20 protein-coding genes are annotated in these 17789 nt (G+C 35.9%); 5 read left to right on the forward strand and 15 right to left on the reverse strand.

The window, feature by feature from the left end; translation table 11 throughout:
* Window positions 1-565: 565 nt before the first annotated feature.
* The 8 genes from FNN09_RS09590 to nusB form a co-directional block, all read right to left on the reverse strand.
* Entirely contained in the window at window positions 566-1288 is a 723-nt protein-coding gene (locus FNN09_RS09590; protein WP_143301907.1) for an outer membrane beta-barrel protein, read from the reverse strand.
* A 123-nt stretch (window positions 1289-1411) separates the two neighbouring features.
* The gene (locus FNN09_RS09595) at window positions 1412-1831 is read right to left on the reverse strand and encodes a DUF5606 domain-containing protein (RefSeq protein WP_143301909.1); all 420 of its coding nucleotides are present in this window, start codon (window positions 1829-1831) and stop codon (window positions 1412-1414) included.
* A gap of 81 nt (window positions 1832-1912) precedes the next feature.
* Window positions 1913-2641 (reverse strand): TerB family tellurite resistance protein, encoded by a 729-nt coding sequence (locus FNN09_RS09600; RefSeq protein ID WP_143301911.1) that lies wholly within the window; start codon window positions 2639-2641, stop codon window positions 1913-1915.
* The gene (coaE, locus tag FNN09_RS09605; protein ID WP_221932466.1) at window positions 2641-3216 is read right to left on the reverse strand and encodes a dephospho-CoA kinase; all 576 of its coding nucleotides are present in this window, start codon (window positions 3214-3216) and stop codon (window positions 2641-2643) included. Before coaE ends, FNN09_RS09600 begins: the two co-directional genes overlap by 1 nt.
* A complete protein-coding gene (locus FNN09_RS09610; protein ID WP_143301913.1) occupies window positions 3213-4232 on the reverse strand; it encodes a YbbR-like domain-containing protein in 1020 nt (339 codons plus the stop codon). The genes coaE and FNN09_RS09610 overlap by 4 nt, the downstream gene beginning before the upstream one ends.
* Window positions 4233-4305: 73 nt before the next feature.
* Window positions 4306-4629, reverse strand: a complete 324-nt coding sequence (yajC, locus tag FNN09_RS09615) for a preprotein translocase subunit YajC (protein WP_255434078.1) — start codon at window positions 4627-4629, stop codon at window positions 4306-4308.
* 17 nt (window positions 4630-4646) lie between these two features.
* Window positions 4647-5048, reverse strand: a complete 402-nt coding sequence (locus FNN09_RS09620) for a DUF1573 domain-containing protein (protein ID WP_143301915.1) — start codon at window positions 5046-5048, stop codon at window positions 4647-4649.
* A gap of 7 nt (window positions 5049-5055) precedes the next feature.
* Entirely contained in the window at window positions 5056-5991 is a 936-nt protein-coding gene (gene nusB / locus FNN09_RS09625) for a transcription antitermination factor NusB (RefSeq protein WP_143301916.1), read from the reverse strand.
* Window positions 5992-6397: 406 nt separating this feature from the next.
* Here nusB and FNN09_RS09630 point away from each other — a divergent pair, with 406 nt between their 5' ends.
* Complete coding sequence (locus tag FNN09_RS09630; RefSeq protein WP_143301918.1) at window positions 6398-6757, forward strand: DUF3276 family protein; 360 nt, start codon at window positions 6398-6400, stop codon at window positions 6755-6757.
* A gap of 49 nt (window positions 6758-6806) precedes the next feature.
* On the opposite strand, the gene FNN09_RS09635 is transcribed toward FNN09_RS09630, so the two are convergent.
* The gene (locus tag FNN09_RS09635) at window positions 6807-7112 is read right to left on the reverse strand and encodes a thiamine-binding protein (RefSeq protein ID WP_143301920.1); all 306 of its coding nucleotides are present in this window, start codon (window positions 7110-7112) and stop codon (window positions 6807-6809) included.
* A 95-nt stretch (window positions 7113-7207) separates the two neighbouring features.
* On the reverse strand, window positions 7208-7945 hold the full coding sequence (locus FNN09_RS09640; protein WP_143301922.1) for a hypothetical protein: 738 nt from the start codon (window positions 7943-7945) through the stop codon (window positions 7208-7210).
* Window positions 7946-8104: 159 nt separating this feature from the next.
* On the opposite strand from FNN09_RS09640, the gene feoB reads away from it, so the two are divergent.
* Together feoB and FNN09_RS09650 are read left to right on the forward strand one after the other, a co-directional pair.
* Entirely contained in the window at window positions 8105-10582 is a 2478-nt protein-coding gene (gene feoB, locus FNN09_RS09645) for a ferrous iron transport protein B (RefSeq protein WP_143301924.1), read from the forward strand.
* A 4-nt stretch (window positions 10583-10586) separates the two neighbouring features.
* Window positions 10587-10775 (forward strand): hypothetical protein, encoded by a 189-nt coding sequence (locus tag FNN09_RS09650; RefSeq protein WP_143301926.1) that lies wholly within the window; start codon window positions 10587-10589, stop codon window positions 10773-10775.
* 38 nt (window positions 10776-10813) lie between these two features.
* Here the strand turns inward: FNN09_RS09650 and FNN09_RS09655 are convergent, their stop codons facing one another.
* The 3 genes from FNN09_RS09655 to FNN09_RS09665 are packed head-to-tail and all read right to left on the reverse strand — an operon-like array spanning window position 10814 to window position 14068.
* The gene (locus FNN09_RS09655) at window positions 10814-12271 is read right to left on the reverse strand and encodes an aminoacyl-histidine dipeptidase (RefSeq protein WP_143301928.1); all 1458 of its coding nucleotides are present in this window, start codon (window positions 12269-12271) and stop codon (window positions 10814-10816) included.
* 23 nt (window positions 12272-12294) lie between these two features.
* A complete protein-coding gene (locus FNN09_RS09660) occupies window positions 12295-13185 on the reverse strand; it encodes a transglutaminase-like domain-containing protein (RefSeq protein ID WP_185968954.1) in 891 nt (296 codons plus the stop codon).
* A gap of 7 nt (window positions 13186-13192) precedes the next feature.
* On the reverse strand, window positions 13193-14068 hold the full coding sequence (locus tag FNN09_RS09665) for a nucleoside phosphorylase (RefSeq protein ID WP_143301932.1): 876 nt from the start codon (window positions 14066-14068) through the stop codon (window positions 13193-13195).
* A 189-nt stretch (window positions 14069-14257) separates the two neighbouring features.
* Between FNN09_RS09665 and FNN09_RS09670 the strand changes: the two genes are divergently transcribed.
* Window positions 14258-14713: a DUF4293 domain-containing protein gene (locus FNN09_RS09670; RefSeq protein ID WP_143301934.1), complete on the forward strand. Its 456-nt coding sequence runs from the start codon at window positions 14258-14260 to the stop codon at window positions 14711-14713.
* Between the two features lie 30 nt (window positions 14714-14743).
* Here FNN09_RS09670 and FNN09_RS09675 read toward each other — a convergent pair whose 3' ends face one another.
* Both FNN09_RS09675 and FNN09_RS09680 read right to left on the reverse strand, forming a co-directional pair.
* Entirely contained in the window at window positions 14744-14950 is a 207-nt protein-coding gene (locus FNN09_RS09675) for a hypothetical protein (protein WP_143301936.1), read from the reverse strand.
* Between the two features lie 70 nt (window positions 14951-15020).
* A complete protein-coding gene (locus FNN09_RS09680; protein WP_143301938.1) occupies window positions 15021-16454 on the reverse strand; it encodes a hypothetical protein in 1434 nt (477 codons plus the stop codon).
* Between the two features lie 332 nt (window positions 16455-16786).
* On the opposite strand from FNN09_RS09680, the gene FNN09_RS09685 reads away from it, so the two are divergent.
* Window positions 16787-17578 carry an aminotransferase class IV gene (locus FNN09_RS09685; protein ID WP_185968955.1) on the forward strand — a complete coding sequence of 264 codons (792 nt, stop codon included), beginning with the start codon at window positions 16787-16789 and terminating at the stop codon, window positions 17576-17578.
* Window positions 17579-17789: the final 211 nt, after the last annotated feature.

Below are 17789 nucleotides of genomic sequence, written 5' to 3' on the forward strand. Positions count from 1 at the left end.
GTTTGAAGAGCGGCTGCAAAGGTAAGTCTTATTTTTAATTCAGCAAATAAAAAATGTATTTTTTGAATCTTTTTTTTGAAGCGAAATTCAAGTTACAAACTATCTTTTCTTTTGTCAAAAAATCAACTTACTCAACATGTCGTTTAGGCCTTACTTTCCTTGCCTAGTGCGCCTTTCAGAGTAACCATTGTTTCTCAAAGCGGGTGCAAAATAACGGAGTTTATTTTACACATCCAAATCTAAAAGAATATTTTTTTGAGGCCAATTACAGCAACTCTTCTTTAGGAGCTGATTTTGTGTAGTTTGGGTGGGTAAATATTTTTGAAGTGAGTATGAAATAGTACATCCACATGCTGAATTCTTTGGAAAGTACGCCTCTTTTAAAGATCATGAATAAGGAAGAAAGGAAGCAAACTCATACTAAAGTCATATTAAACTCAAAGTAAATTCAAAGTAAATTCGATTAGAGCTGAGTTAAGTGTGAGGTGGCGATAAGATTAGTAGCGGGAAAGTATAACAAAGGCTCCTCGTTGGGAGCCATTGTTTGTATTTATTCTTAGGTATTTTAAATTCGAGCGTCATATGATCTATTACCAGAATCGTCTCCTCCCCAAACCTTTTTTAAATCACGCGTATCAAACTGCCAGCTAAGGGAAACGTAAAACATTTGCGTTTTTCCATAACGTGAGTAATCATTTCTTGGATTATCTCCTTTTTTGTAATCTGTATTCAGAAAATCATCTAAGTAGTACTTAAACTTAACATTTAAACCTCGAGGCAACTGAATACCTGCAAATACAGAAGGTACAAAACGATTCGTTCGATCACTAAACCACTCTGATGTCTTATGCTTGTCTCCATCTATCCAATACTTATACTTATAGTGGAATAACAATTCATATTCAGCTCCTCCGAAAACATAAAAATGATTTCGGAATGATCCTAGTTTTATGGCCAATGGCAAACCTAAAGTATATGAGCGGTGCTTTTCTTTCTCTAAATCGAGTGCATCATCCTCGGTAATAAAACCAATATTTCGAATGGCTAGTCCGGAATACAAGCCAACAGCATCACCAAAATCCATATGTACATATTGACCTACATGAAAAAAAGCGGTAAATCGAAGGTTGGATGAAATATCTTGCATCTCCCCAGGGAAAGGCACTTGCTGTTCTACATCTGCCCAACTAAAAATCAGCTCTCCACTTGTTACTGTATATACATCGGTTTGGGCGTAAACTTTAGAGAGGCTAAACAAAACCAGTGCAACTAATAGAACTTTCTTCATAGAGTAAAAATTTAGGTTAATAATTAATGTTTAAACAAATATACACAATAAGCGTTCACTTGAAAGCAAAAAAAAAGAGACGTCCTATTATGAACGCCTCTCTATATTTTTATGCATTAATTATTAATCCTCAGTTGACTCCTCTTCCTCCTCTTCGGTAGCATTCGGGTCAAATAGCTCGTTTTCGATTAACAAGTTATACCATGTTAAGACTTTTTTAATGTCAGACACATATACTCTGTCTTTGTCGTACAGAGGTAAAATATCTTCAAAATAAGCTTTTAACTCTTTGCCCGAACTTTTAGGAGCAATAGAAGCTCCTCCATTCTCTTTCTCATAAATTGCTTTGAACACATCAAACAACTTAACATCCTCATCTTCGGTATATATAGAGATATCCTCTAGAGCACTAATGCGAGAAGTAGCGTAAGCTGGCATTCTTTTACCGTCAATTAGCGACTCAACAATAATCGAGTTTTTTGCTTGCGACACTACCTTAAACAACCCGCGTTGGCCTGAAATTGCTAATATTCCTTTTAACATTGTCTACATTTTTATTTTCTGCAAAAATATAATTCTTGATGCGTTAAGCAAAAAAAATCTTTTCAAAATAAACGAAAACCATTACTTTATGCCCCGCTCCTTTTTTATTTGCTGATACGCTTCATTCACTTTCTTGATCTTTTCTTCGGCACTTTTACGAATATCGTCGCCAAGGTGTGCCACTTTATCAGGATGGTAGCGCAAGGCCAACTTTTTGTATGCTTTTTTAAGATCCTCATCGGAAACAGATGAATCAATCTCGAGGACTTTATAGGCAGATGATGTACTTTTAACAAACATGGCCTGAATAGATTCAAAGTCGGTGCGCGAAATACCAAGGCCATGAGCGATTTGTTGAACCATTGTCAACTCTTCTTTAGAAATATGTCCATCGGACAAGGCAATACCAAAAAGCATTTGAAGTAATTGCAGTTTTGCTGCATACTGGATATTTACTCTAGCCTGATGTACAACTTCATCAACTGGGATGTTTTGGTTTAAAATATCACGCAGCATCAATAGAGCCTTACTCGACTCTCGTTCTCCAAACGTAGCCACCAAACTGCGCTTAACAAAATCAAGTTCGGAGCGCACGACTTTACCATCAGCTTTCATTACCGCCGCTATCAAAACCAATAAAGTAGCCAAAAAACCACTTCGAGCCTGTTGTTGACGGCCAACTCCTTTGCCCTTTACAAATGATGTTTGTTCTTCGGACAAGTGCCCTAGAACAAGACCCATAATCGCTCCAATAGGCCCTAATGTCCACCACCCAATACTTGCTCCTACAAATGAACCTAATAATCCCATTATAATTGTTTTAATACTTTTAATAACTGAGGAATAACCAAATGATAACCATCACATTGAATGGAAAAATCAGCTAATTCCATTTTTTTATCATCACTCCATTGGTTGTTAATGCGCGCCATCACTTCTTTATGGCTCAAGTTATCGCGCTTCATCACTCGCTTAACGCGAATCGCCTCGGGGCTTGTGATTAATATTGTTTTATCGAACTTTAGGTACGATCCATTTTCAAACAAGATAGCTGCTTCCTGAAATACATATTCACTGTTTGAATGACTTTCTTTCCAGTCTTTGAAGTGCTTAGCAACGGCAGGATGAACAATATCGTTTAGACCTTGTAATAAAGCTTTATCATTAAAAACCTTTTGAGCAACAAACAACCTGTTGTATTTAGTTCCATCATACGCCTCTTCCCCAAGTAAATTGATGATTTTAGCTTTCACACTTTGATCTTCGCTAATGATTTTTTTAGCTTCAACATCGGCTTCATAAACAGGATAACCTAATATTCTTATGAGCTTTGAAACCGTTGTTTTTCCACTGCCAATACCGCCAGTTAATCCAACACTAATCATTCACTCTCCTTTCGTTCAAGCAAATACTCGACAAAAAGTGGTTGATAAATCATGTTATGAATTTGACTTGGATGATCGTTTATTTTTACTTTTAGTCTTCGAGGTAAGCTATTAAGATCAATATTATTAAAATCTACAACAGCATTAAAGTCATCATTTTCATACAATGGACGACTGAGTCCCAAATGATAAGAGATACTTACTTCAGCTGGAAAAGCTTTTAGGATAAGACTATCTGGTAAGTTATTTGCAACAATTGGCACATTAATACTGGCTTCGGTAAATGGCTCAACAGGCAATGTAACAACAATTCTTTTGGTTGTTAACTCAACATCATCGGGCTTCTCCAACAACACATTTCTTACAATTGTGTCTGATAAATTTTCAAAAGTGATAGATCGTGTGCTTACAAAGCTCATGGTATCCAAAACATCTTGTGCTCCAGCTACCATAATTGAATCTGGCACTACAGAAATAGCGCCAGACAGTTGACACTGCTGCTCAAAACTGATGCTAGCATTAACTTTTACAGGTAGTGATTTAGTAACACGTTCCGTAAGAGGAATGAACAGAGTATCTGGTGTGATACTAACCAGTTCTACTCCAACTGCTAACTTCCCCTCTATCAACTGATAATAATCTTTGGAATTAAGATATGCCCCCTCAACCCCATTAATGGTAACACGATTTAAATTACTAATATCAATTGATTTCGCTGCAAATTGTTGTTTTAGATGATAAGGCAATATTTTAAAACCTCCACCTTTAATTTTTAGGATTAGATCGCGTTTTAAGCTACCATTTACAATTTCATTGGCATCAACATTCGAAAACTTTATTGGAAAAGAAACTTCTGTTGTATAGTTGTCTTTTTGCAAAGCATTTAGAACCCAAAAACAACCTGATAGAAATAAAAAAACCAAGAAGATAAACGCGTTTCCACCTTCGCGTACCTCCTTGGTTTTTCCTAAAATAATTTGAATATATTTTTGAATAAGTGCTTTAATATTCTCCATAATTTAAAAATCAGATTACAACAAAAGTAAGCAATCTTTATCAAACATTGAGACACCTTAAAACTTACACCTACTACTTATTGGCTGCTACATCAGACATGTCCATTACAATTGCCGACTTGTCCATTTTCACTTTTACGCCATCAGCTATTTCCACAACAACATGCTGCTCTTTAATTTCAGCAACTTTACCGTAGATTCCGCTTGTAGAAATTACCTTATCTCCCTTTTTTAGTGCCTCGCGGTATTTTTTCAATTCTTTTTGACGTTTCATCTGAGGACGAATCATGAAAAAGTAAAATACTACGATAATCAACACAAACGGCGCGAAAGACATTAATGGATTACCCTCGGCAGCCTGTGGAGGCATACTTAAAAATACGTTTAATAAATTCATAATTATAACTGTTAGTATTATTTAATATTTGCCCATACAAGCAGTTCGTGACGTTTGATTGAATCATTGGCCACTATTACAACCTGTTTAACTTGCCTACCAAACCATCCGTTTGAATCAAAAATGATTTCAACGTAAGCAGTATCCTGGGGATTAATTGGTTTCTTTGGAAATATAACATCGGTGCAACCACAGCCTTTATCAGCCTTTTGAATGACAGCAGCTCCAGTTCCTCTATTGATTACTTGGAAGCGATGTCCTACAACATCGCCTTGACTTAATTCTCCAAAATTAAATGAAAGCTCAGTAAATTCTAGCTTTCCCTTTCCTTCTGTTGAAGAATTAACTGAGCGTGCTCTTTTTTGAGTACACTGAGTCAATCCAGCCAGTAATAATAAAGACACTAAAATGATGCGCATTATTCCACTATGCTTTACCAGGCTTATTAATTAGTTTTTCAGCCAACAAATGTTCTGATATTTTATCAAGCACACCATTAATGAAAACACCACTTTTGCTTGTTGAATAGAATTTAGCAATCTCAATGTACTCGTTTAAGGATACATTAATTGGAATTTGCTTAAACTCTCTTATTTCGGCAATTGCTACCTGCATTAAAACCAAGTCGAGATAAGCCACCCTATCGAAATCCCAGTTTTTTGTGAATTTTTGGATAAGTTCCATGTTTTCACTTTGGTTAGCTAAGGTTTTTCGGCATAAACGCTGAACAAAATCACGATCTTCGTCATCTTTGAACTCTGGTAACAAAGCCTCTTTTTCCTCATTTTCCTGAGAAAAACCTTTTATAGTTTTAACCACCATTGAAATAACAAATTCAACTTCATCGTTCCAATACACGCTTTTCTCTTCAAAAATTGTGTACAAGTTGGCATAAGGAGCAATGACCTTTTCAAGCAGCTTTGCAATAAAGCGTTTGTCAGCCTCATAATCTCCTCCCTCAGTCTTCATGTACTCTATAAATAATTCAGACTCATTAACGATGTTAAAGATGGCCTTAATTGTTTCTGGATGATCAACCCATGGCGTACCATTTTTTGAATTATAAGCCATTAGAGTCTCATTGTTAGCCAACTGAACCATAAAAGCATTTTCAACAAAACGCATATTTGGGTTTAAGTCTTCTTCTGAAGGACGCTTCTTTTGCTTACGTAGTTCTATTCTATTTTCGGCAAAATTCTTTAGTTCGAGTAGTAGTAACAAAAAATCATGATACATTTCATGAGATTTTGATATACTATGGAATAACTCATTTTCAGTCTGTTGTATCGACACTTCACCCTTTTGATGATGTGCATAAGCCATTTGTACAACTTTAACTCTTAACAATCTTCTACTTAACATCCTTAAAGAACTTTTTTACTGTTATAAATGCAAAAGTAGCTTTTTTTTTAATTGCATCAAGCCCTTTTTATAAGACAATACACATTCGATAAAGTATCGCATAAAATTTAATGGTTTTAACGTAATTGAAGGATTAGAAAACGGTTTTTATTCGAGTATTTTATGATGTAAAAATTAATAATTTATGATCTACTTCAATATCCGTCGCACGTTTTTACCATCCGGAAATTATATTAAATATCTGACACTGCACATTTTAGCACTAATATACAAGAGTTACCATTGGTTTTTGAATGTATAATTGTATAAAAATACATGAAAAAATTGTAAAAAAAAGATTGGTAAATATGGAAATAATTGGCACTTTTGAAGCAAACAAGCTGTTTCCAAAACAATAAAACAAACAATGGAAGGATTTGAAAAAAAAGATGGATTTGAAAAGAATGAACGTGAGGAAATCTTTTCAAAAGCAATAAGAGCGGGTAAAAGAACTTACTTTTTTGATGTAAAAGCTACTCGAAAAAATGACTATTACCTAACCATTACAGAAAGCAAAAAACGCTACGACCAAGATGGTAAATACCATTTTGAAAAGCATAAAATCTTTCTTTACAAAGAGGATTTTGAGAAGTTTGTTGATGGACTACAGGAAACAGTAGGATTTATTAAGCAAAACCAATCATTTGACAACCCAAATGAAATGATTGAAGAAACTGCTACTACATCGGAATATACAAGTGTTGAATTTGAAGATTTACACGAATAAATATTCCCTTAAATAAAATACAAAAAAGGTTGCCGATGGCAACCTTTTTTTATGCTTCATACTTTCCAATTTTATCTTCTATCGTCACTTCGTCGATACTGTGGGATTGAATTTTAAGATTGCATAGTAATTTCTGAGCTCCAGATTCATAACATGCCTCCTGCACTTTCTGAACCAATTGCATTACTTCGCTATACACGCCCTCCACTACAGTTTCAAAAGGCGTTACCTTATATTTCAAACCAGACTTTTGGATCAGTTCAATGGCCGAATCAACCATATCATACATATCGTGTTCGTTTGACATGGGCAAAACCTGAATGGCAACATTAATTATCTTGTTATCTAACTTCATCAAATCTGCTTTAATTTATTTTCATTTATCAGATGAAACTCGCCAAAATCAATCACGCTCCTGTGAGAGAAACTGTTCTCATGGCTCGTTGCATGTTATTTATCAATTGAATTGTTTTTTTGCTCTTCTATCATCGCCTGTATTTCAAGGGATGATAACTTTTTAACATTGGTTACCAACACCGATGTATTTAAAAAATCTCCAATCTCATTACACTGAGCTATAATTTGGCTAATCATTTTCTTCAGCCCCACGTCTAGTGACACCAATCCTGTTAGAGTAAGGTAGTTGCCCTCACAAGTTATCTCTTCTAAAACACTCTCACTTTTTTTAAATGCTGTTTCAAATTCGTTACGTACAAGTTTCTTTTGGTAATCAACAAAATTAGCATAATCCTTAGTTATAATAACTATAAAATACCGAAGCATCTTACCTTGTCCTCCTAGGCCAGTTGAGATAAACAAAGGCTTTTCATCAAGCAATGTACTTTGCATTAGCATTTTACTTTGCTGATAGGCTAAAACAGACCAGGATAAAAGCTGTTTATCAGGCAATTGACGGTAACGTTCTAGTGCTTTAAAAGCCTCAACTTCATCAACTAAAGCCAATTGACAAAGTAGCTTTTTCTTTTCGTTAAGAACTAACTCATCGGAAAAAATCTCTTCTTTTCGATTCAACACCTCTTCCTTAACTAGTTGGCTCTTTTGCTCACGACTTTCTTTAAAGTATTCCATTTGCAACTTCACATCTATTTGCTCTTCAAGAACACTAATATTCCCATGGTATTTCTCCATGAGTTTCTTAAGCTTTTCGTTTCCAATTACACCTTTCATACAGTTGTAAACGCTAGTGTGAACAAAAAGTTATAAAGCAAGGTTGTTTTTATTTTATGAAAAATGAAAATTCACTACTTTTAGCTATTGTACTATCGACATAGCAAAGTTACATTTGCAAGTTCTATATTTATTAGAAGCATACAATAAAGATAATTCATGAATTTATCGGAGTTAAGTAATGGCAACGAAAGCGTAATTGTAAAAGTAAAAGGACACGGCGCTTTTCGTAAACGAATAACAGAAATGGGCTTTATCAAGGGTAAGAAAGTTACTGTTGTTAAAAATGCCCCTTTAAAAGACCCAATTGAATACCAGATATTAGATTATAAAGTTTCATTACGCAGAAGCGAAGCGAAACTAATTGAGGTGGTTACTGTTGATGAAGCCGAAAAAATAGAAGCCAATTACCAGGGAACAATTACCGATGATATCCTAAAGCATTCTGCTAATAAAAAACATCGAACGATAAATATAGCATTGGTTGGAAACCCAAACTGTGGAAAAACAACCTTGTTTAACTATGCCAGTGGAGCCAAAGAACATGTTGGCAACTATAGCGGCGTAACAGTTGACGCAAAAGCGGCTACTTTTTCTCACAATGGTTACTTGTTTAATATTATTGACTTACCAGGCACTTATTCCATCTCTGCATATTCGCCTGAAGAAACGTTTGTGCGCGAACATATAACCGCCGAAACGCCTGATATTGTAGTCAATGTACTTGACAGCTCAAACCTTGAGCGCAACTTGTACTTAACAACTCAGCTCATTGACTTGGACATTAAGGTGGTGGTTGCACTTAACATGTATGACGAATTACAAAAAAGAGGCGATGAATTAGATACAAAGCAGCTTGGAGGCATGCTTGGCATACCATTTATTCCAACTATTAGCTCCAAAGGTAAAGGTGTTACCGAGTTATTTGACAAGTTAATTGATGTGTATGAAGATCGAGATCCGATTGTTAGACATATACATGTTAATTATGGGGAGCTTCTTGAAAAAGCCATTGCCAAATTAGATGATTTATATACGCAAGCTGGGGACATTGCCAATCAGATTTCGCCACGTTATCTGGCTATTAAAGCTCTTGAAAAAGATCAACAGCTGTTTGACTATATGCAAGAGCACCCTGAACTTTATAATGAATTACTTCAAGAGGTTGAACGTTTAACGGAGAAAATTGAAAAACAATCTAAGGAAGATTCTGAATCTATTTTTACAGATGCCCGATATGGCTTTATAGCAGGGGCACTGAAAGAAACATATAAAGGAAACCCGCTCACTAGAAAACGTAAAACCGATAGTATTGATACCATTATAACTCACAGGTTATTTGGTTTTCCAATATTCATCTTTTTTATGTGGTTAATGTTTCAAACCACCTTTAAATTAGGAGAATACCCAATGAATTGGATAGAAAGTGGTGTAGGCTTTTTATCTGATTTCTTAAGTGGTGTGTTGCCCGATGGCTCATTTAAACACCTATTGGTAGATGGGGTTATTGGAGGTGTAGGCGGTGTTATTGTATTCTTACCTAATATTCTTATCCTGTTCTTTTTCATATCGTTTATGGAAGACACTGGCTATATGGCTCGTGCGGCTTTTATAATGGATAAACTGATGCATAAGATGGGTTTACATGGAAAATCCTTTATCCCTTTAGTTATGGGTTTTGGCTGTAATGTTCCGGCTGTAATGGCTACCCGAACAATTGAGAACCGTAATAACAGGCTTCTGACCATGCTAATTAATCCTTTTATGTCGTGTAGTGCACGCTTACCAGTGTACATCCTTATAATTGGAGCTATTTTTCCTGAAAATGCAGGTACCATGCTGTTTGCGATTTATGGCATTGGCATATTGCTAGCCGTTATTATTGCCCGCATTTTTAAGCGTTTTATTTTCAAGCACGATGAAGTACCTTTTGTTATGGAGCTTCCTCCCTATCGTATTCCTACATTAAAGAATACCATCCGCCACATGTGGCATAAGGGAGCCGAGTATTTGAAAAAAATGGGTGGCATTATATTAGTAGCCTCCATCATCATATGGTTTTTAAGTTATTTCCCTCAAAATGTAGAGTATTCACAAGACTTTGAAACTCAAATAGAACAACTAAAAACTCAAGAATCTATAGCTCAAAATAATGAAATTAGCTTTCAGCAAAACCTACAATTTAAAATTGACTCTTTAGAGTTATTGAAAAAAGGGGAATTCCAAAGTAATACCTACATAGGTCGCTTGGGTAAGTCCATTGAACCGGTTATTAAACCTCTGGGCTTTGATTGGAAAATGGGTGTTAGCCTAATCACGGGTATTGCAGCCAAAGAGATTGTTATTAGCACCATGGCTGTTATCTATCATTCCGACGATGAAAGCGAAGAATCTAAACAGTTAATTAATCAAATTAGGGAAGAAAAATATGCCGATGGCTCCCCTGTGTTTACGCCAATAACGGCTCTTGGCTTTATGGTGTTTATTTTGATTTATTTCCCTTGTGTTGCCGTGATTGCTGCCATTAAAAAAGAAGCTGGATCATGGAAGTGGGCTCTGTTTACCATTGCTTACACAACAGGATTGGCGTGGATAATGGCTTTTGCAGTGAACCAGATTGGTAATCTGTTGTTTTAATTTTATGATTCAGGATATTCTGACATACATAGTGGTTGCCTGGGCCTTTTATCAGGTTGTGTTGTTTTTTGTGCGGCTATGGAAACCCGCACCAGGAAAAACAGCCTGCTCAAGTGGCAGCTGTGCTTGCGATGCCAAATCAGAATTATTTACTGCCATTAAAAAAGGAAAATACCCAACTTTAGTTGAATGATACAAAAAAGCCGGATTTCATATCCGGCTTTTCTATTATTATGCTTCAGGTATTCTGTCTAAGACATCAACAAGATGTTTCCAAAACTTATCAACAGTTTCAATTTCTATTCTTTCATCAGGAGAGTGAGCTCCCCTAATTGTTGGTCCAAAAGAAATCATATCCATTCCCGGGTACTTCTCCAAGAACAAACCACATTCAAGTCCAGCGTGAATTGCTCTAACCACTGGTTCTGTATCAAATAATGTTTGATACGATTCCTTTGTAATTTTCAAAATTTCAGAATCGGTATTAGGCGCCCATCCAGGGTAACCTCCCCCGTGCTTAACATCTGCTCCTGCTAATTGAAAAACTGACGCCACCATATTAGCTATATCTTCTCTTGCACTTTCAACTGAACTGCGCTGACTAGTGGTTACAAACACATGATCGTCCATCATTTTAACAGCCGCCAAGTTGGTTGATGTTTCTACCAAACCATCAATATCACGACTCATCTCTATAACACCATGAGGGCATGCGTAAAGACCGTTTAATAAGTTTGCCTGGCTTTCTTTATCAAACACAAACTCAGGCGTATCAACAGATTCAAGTTTCATCCTCAATTCTGGTTCGGTTACTTTTAGCTCCATCTGCACATCGTGAAACAGCATATTATAAGCCACACGAACTTGTTCTTTATTCGCCGTTGGAACAACCGCAATCGCATGGGCTTCACGCGCAATAGCATTTCGCAAATTACCACCGTTAAAAGAGGCTAAACGTAAATCGTATTTCTTACTTGCTTCCCACAAAAAACGATTAACTATTTTATTGGCATTTCCTAAACCTTTGTGAATATCATCGCCAGAATGACCACCTTTTAAACCACTCACAGTTACTTTAAAGGCAAATCCTTTGTCAAGTGGAGCTTCCTTTTTAAATGGAAACTTTGCTAAGGTATCAATACCACCGGCACATCCAATAAATAGTTCCCCATCATCTTCTGAATCAAGGTTTAGTAATATTCTCGAGTCAAAAAAGCCTTCTTTCAGTTCAAAAGCACCTGTTAAACCAGTTTCTTCATCAACCGTAAATAAGCATTCGATTGGTCCGTGTTCAATATCTTTAGATACTAATAAGGCCATTTGAGCAGCCATACCAATTCCATCGTCGGCGCCTAATGTGGTCCCATCGGCTTTTACCCAGTCTCCATCAATTACAGGTACAATTGGATCGTTATCAAAGTCAAACTTTTTATCGCTATTCTTTTCACACACCATATCAATGTGTGATTGTAAAACAACCGACTTAACATTTTCTCTGCCTGCTGTAGCAGGTTTTTTAATCAACACATTGCCAATATGATCCTTGGAAGCATCCAAGTTATTGTCTTCTGCAAATTTTAAAAGAAAATCTATTATTTTTTCTTCCTTCTTGGAGGGACGAGGCACCTGACATATCGCATCAAAATGCTCCCATACCTCTTGAGGTTGTAATTCTGATAATTTACTCATTATCTAATAATCTATTGTTATTGTTATTTTGGGTCTTTATTTACGTCATCAAATAACGCTAAAATCTTTTGAATCTCCGCTTTTTTTTCCTCTTCACCTTTACTATCGTAGCCAAAACTAAGGTTGTTTAACATTCGTCTTATGGTTGTAACATTATCACACGGCAAAAAGTATTCTTCACTAGGTTGAAGTTTTTGTTGTTTAATAAAATACTCAATCTCTTTTCTACCTAATACCGCACCTTTGTTAATTGGGTTAATATAAAAAAGAACAGCAGCCTCAGCGCTTACGTTTTCATTTTCCGTCATTGCCGATTCATCAACAAATGCCAAAATAAAATTTTTGGGCAGGTTAACGCCAAATACCGGCATACCTAATTCTCTGCATAATATGGAGTAGATAACTGAAACGGATAAGGGATTTCCTTTGTGTGAATTTAAAACTTCGCTGATGTAATTGTTCTCAGGGGCAAGGTATTTACTAGTATTACGCGAAAAACCGTGAACATCGAACATTACATGATTAACTATGCGAATTTTCTCCAAGGAAGTGAGGTGTTCGTTGAGTTCTAACCAAATATCCTTACGTAATTCTGATAACTGCTCTTTTAACCTAACTATACTTGACTCGGGATATTGATACTTACAAACCAGATATGAACCATACAAAAGATCCTTATTGGGAGATAAAAGCCATGTGCGAAATTCTTCGTGGATATCGTTTAACTGGATAGAGTGTATAATATTCTCAACACGTTGCTGAAAAAGTCCATTTAAAGATTCCTCCCAGGCCTTTTCTAATTCCGGAACAATATCAACACGTTCTTTTAGCAATGCATTTTCAACCGTCTCAAACACTTCATCGTTGGGATCATCCAACAATGTAATTAGTGCTTTTATCTTCTCTCTATCCATAAAAATACTATTGTGTTAATCCATTCAAAACATGTGCTACCAAAGCTTTCATAACAGGTTTATAATCTTTACTGGCAGTTCCGGCCAGGCGATTAGCGATAATAACACAAACGGTAGCTGCCTGATGGCCCAAAAGAGCAGATAATCCATAAATTGCAGAGCATTCCATTTCATAATTGGTTATGCGATGGCTTTCGTACCTAAAGTCGCTAATTTTGTCATTAATAGCCCTATCTGCAATTTTCAAGCGAAGCTCTCTTCCTTGTGGCCCATAAAACCCTGGTGCCGAAATAGTCACACCCCTTACAACATTATTACCCTCTAATTTTGACAAAAGATTATCGGCTGCATTAACAACGTAAGGAGCTGTTAACAAAGGGTTCCAATTTAAATCTTTCGTAAAAGCTTGCTCAAACGGTAGATCAACTACCTTATTACGATTAGCATAAAAATTAAGCAAACCATCAAAACCAATGGCTTTCTCACTTAACAGCCAAGAATCTACAGGCAAGTCTTGTTGCAAAGCACCCGATGTACCAATACGAACAAAGTTTAATTGGGTGTGGTTTTGTTTAACTGTTCTTTTATCAAAATCGATATTCACTAAAGCATCAAGTTCATTTACCACAATATCAATATTGTCGGTACCAATACCTGTTGCAACTACCGTAATACGCTTGTTGTTATATGTTCCTGTGCAGGATACAAACTCACGATTTGATTTTTTAAGTTCAATAGTATCAAAAAATGAACTGATTAATTCTACCCTTCCCGGATCGCCAACCAATATTATATCTTTAGCAACATCTCCCGGCTTCAGGTGTAAATGAAAAACACTACCATCGGGATTTATTATTAATTCTGAGGCTTCTATTTTTTGCATTCGAAAAATTTTAGAATTCAAATTAATGATTTTTTATGGCAATATGCAGTGACATGTCTCATTTTTACTTTAACAAAAGGAAATAGTCGGCAAAGTAGCTTTATTAAGGTTTTGTTTTGATTGTTTTTGCGTAAGTAATTATGGAGAAATATGTAAATTCGCAGTTTTCAACATTAAAACCAAGAAACGATGATACAAAGAATTCAAACTGTTTATCTTTTATTGAGCACCTTGCTAATGGGCAGTCTCTTTTTTCTTCCATTTGCCCAAATAGAAACTGAATCGCAAGAAATTTACAACTTCATATACCGTGGTTTAAACAATGCCGATGGAGAAACAGTAATTCCTACACTGGCACTAAGCATATTACTTACTGTGGCTACTTTCGTTTCCTTAATCAGTATTTTCGTGTTTAAAAAGCGCATATTACAAATTCGTTTATGTGGCTTAAACATGGCTTTGCTATTGGGTTCAACGGGTATGATTTATTTCTTAGGCACCCAATTAATTGATGAACTAACAGGTGTTTTAAGTTATAAAATTACAGCGGCGCTGCCCGTGATTGCTTGTATACTAACTTTTTTAGCCTTAAAAGCAATTGCCAAAGATGTGGCACTATTAAAATCGATGGATAGAATTAGATAACTCTAATTTTTAAGAATAATGAGAAGCTCTTTAATCGTTGATTGAAGAGCTTTTTTTGTGCATTATTAAATGGTTTCTGGAGGCCAGACCTGTCCAACGACCAATTCCTCCTAGTATATTAGTTGGTGTTTTTTGATCGACAAAAGAAAACGGACTTCCTTGACTTAAATGGTCGATAAAAATACCATTTAATAAGGACTTTCCGATTGGATGATAGCGTATGTTGAAATACCCCAAATCATCCTACAATATAAAAGTGGTTTTACTTCAAAACACGACCACCTACCTTACCTCAACGCACTATAAGCTACAAATTAAGTTTATCGGCTATTTGTGAGATAAAAGGTATAGATATACCTACAATAAAACGCCACCTTGACCAATCTATCTCAGCCATTTCATCACTAGATAATATATCTACAGCATCAACTTCTCCATCAGGAAAATCGATGGGGCGTGGCACTTCATAATTTGCTGAAGCATTGGTGGCTCCTAATGTTATGTCGGCCCAACTTAAATCCATCAGAACACCAAAAGCAAAATGCTGTACATCAGACTTAAATGTCGAACCAATATAAGCTAAGCTTTCTCTTGCTTCAGCAGCACTATATTTTGTTTGGGCAGCTGAAAAATCAGTCGAATAACTCAGGTAGCCTCCTATCTTATCATTAATTCGAAAATTATACCCCACGCCAAAATTTATAACCGAATTAAGCTGATTCACTACTCTCGCATCCCACTCTTTTCCTGTACTCTGTCCTACAAAGGGTTCAGCTTGCATAATAGCATAAGGATCAACATTACCATAATACTCAGAACTAAAATGCAAAGTACCAGCTGTAAATACATCTACACCTAGGCCAAGAGCTACCGCCCATGGCGTTTTATAAATGGCATCAATACCTCCCTGAGAATCCAATTCATAAATGGCATTATTAGATAGGTAACCTGTATTGAATTGTTCATAGTAAAAATCTCCATCGCCGGCTATTGGAATCGTTGGTGAGGTCATTGTAGTTCCAATCCTTACCTTTTCCCATTCATAGGCAAAGCCAGCTTTAAAAACTAATCCATATTGCTTAAAGCTGTAGCTATTTTTAGCATGATACATTTCTAGAATTTCATCTTGAGTAAAGGCTTGCAAACGTGTTTCCAAATTTGAACTCTGATTTCTAGTTGAAAAGAACCCGGAAATACCAACACTAGCCTTTTCTCCTAATACCTTGCTCCAGGTTACCCCCATCCACTCTTCTTTAAATTTCTTGCCAATACGCATACTACCACTAAAATATTCCTCACCCACAAAGCCTTCAATAACATCTCCGTGAACTTGGTTACGGGTGGCAAAATCGGTGTCGGACGAATTACGCGTTAAAAAGGAATAGGCAAACTTATGACCAGGCAACCACTTAACTTTAAAGGTACCAGCAACTAGGCTTGGTGCACTGCCGAATTTAGATTTTTTCAAATCCTTGTTATCGCCAGTGGCATTTTCAAACTTAGTATTGGATAACTGATGCACCTTGGCACTAATAACAAAAGCTGGGTTCTCAATCAAACCCAGTCGACCTGGATTATAAAAAACTGCGCCTAAGTCAGACACGCTACCCACCACTGAGTTACTTAATAACATTGATTTGGTACCATATTGCTCTGTCCAATAGTGTGCATCCTGTGCTTTCGTTTCAAAAACAAAAGAAAATAGGATCAACAAAAATATATGTAGACTTGATTTTCTCATTGCAATAATTTTTAATGCCAATGCAAGCATTGCAGTTTAGGTTTGTAAGGTTATCCTCAATAATTATTTAAAAATTTATTCTAAAATGAGGATTTACCTATGTAAAATTACTTGTTTCTATTTAAATGTAAACAATTAGATGATACAACATCCAAAAAAATTACAATGTTCTTCTTATTTGGTTTGAACAAGTGATTTATCTTGTCTTTTAATCTGATAAACAATGAACAAAAAACATCAACAAAAGACTTTTTTACTATATTCAGAAATTCAAAATGAAATAACCAGACCACTTTAGAATGCAGCTACTTGCGCAGGGCCAATATTTTTTAATGGATAGAACCTTAAAGTCAATTAACTTTTTTAACGAAGAAGTTGATGAAAAGACTATCTGCGTTTATGAGGTATTTCGTATTGAACAATCAACTCCCTTGTTTATCAATGAACATTTGGCGCGTTTGCAAAACAGCTTAATATCTGCGGGCAAAGATATTCATATACAGATCAGCAGACTCACACGCCAGTTAAAGACCCTGTACTCGGCTAATAATATTAGTGATGGGAATATTAAACTTGACTATCGTTTTACACCCACTGGTGAAAGCTTATTTATGGCCTATTTTATAAAAAGCAACTACCCTAGCGAACGCATACAAAAAGATGGGATCGTCTGCTCATTTCAGTATGCGGAAAGAACGAAACCCGGTGCTAAAATTTACAATGCTTTAGTAAGAAATAAGGCCAATGCAATAATTGAAGAAGACAAGGCATACGAAACCATTTTAGTGAATAAAGACCTTGGTATGACTGAGGGCAGCCGATCTAACTTATTCTTTATTAAAGACAATACGCTTATTACTGCAGACGAGACAGTAATTTTGCCGGGGATAATGCGTCATCAAATAATTAAACTGGCCAATGAGTTAGGAATTGAAACTACATTTCGTATTGTTCGAGTTGATGAAATTGAACAAATGGACGCTGCTTTTATTAGTGGCACCTCGCCACGAATGCTTGCCATTAGAAAAATTGATAACCACGCGTTGGATACTGAACACCCCATATATAAAAACCTACGAACGACTCTTTGCAAGCATATTCAGCAACAGCTAATTAACGGTTGACATCTCTCTTTTTTGCGTAGTAATTAAACTATCTCAAACTACTTTAAGCAAGTTAATCATTGACGATATTTCTAGGAGGTCTTAAATTGCAAGTAACACCTTAATCGTTCCGTTGACAAACAAACTTGTATAATTATTTCGACATCTTACTATTGGGTGCATAATAAATTTACAAGAATAGCTCACCATTTAAAATAAGCTTTAATTGAAT

The sequence above is a fragment of the Carboxylicivirga sp. M1479 genome, assembly GCF_007097485.1.
Classification (GTDB): domain Bacteria; phylum Bacteroidota; class Bacteroidia; order Bacteroidales; family Marinilabiliaceae; genus Carboxylicivirga.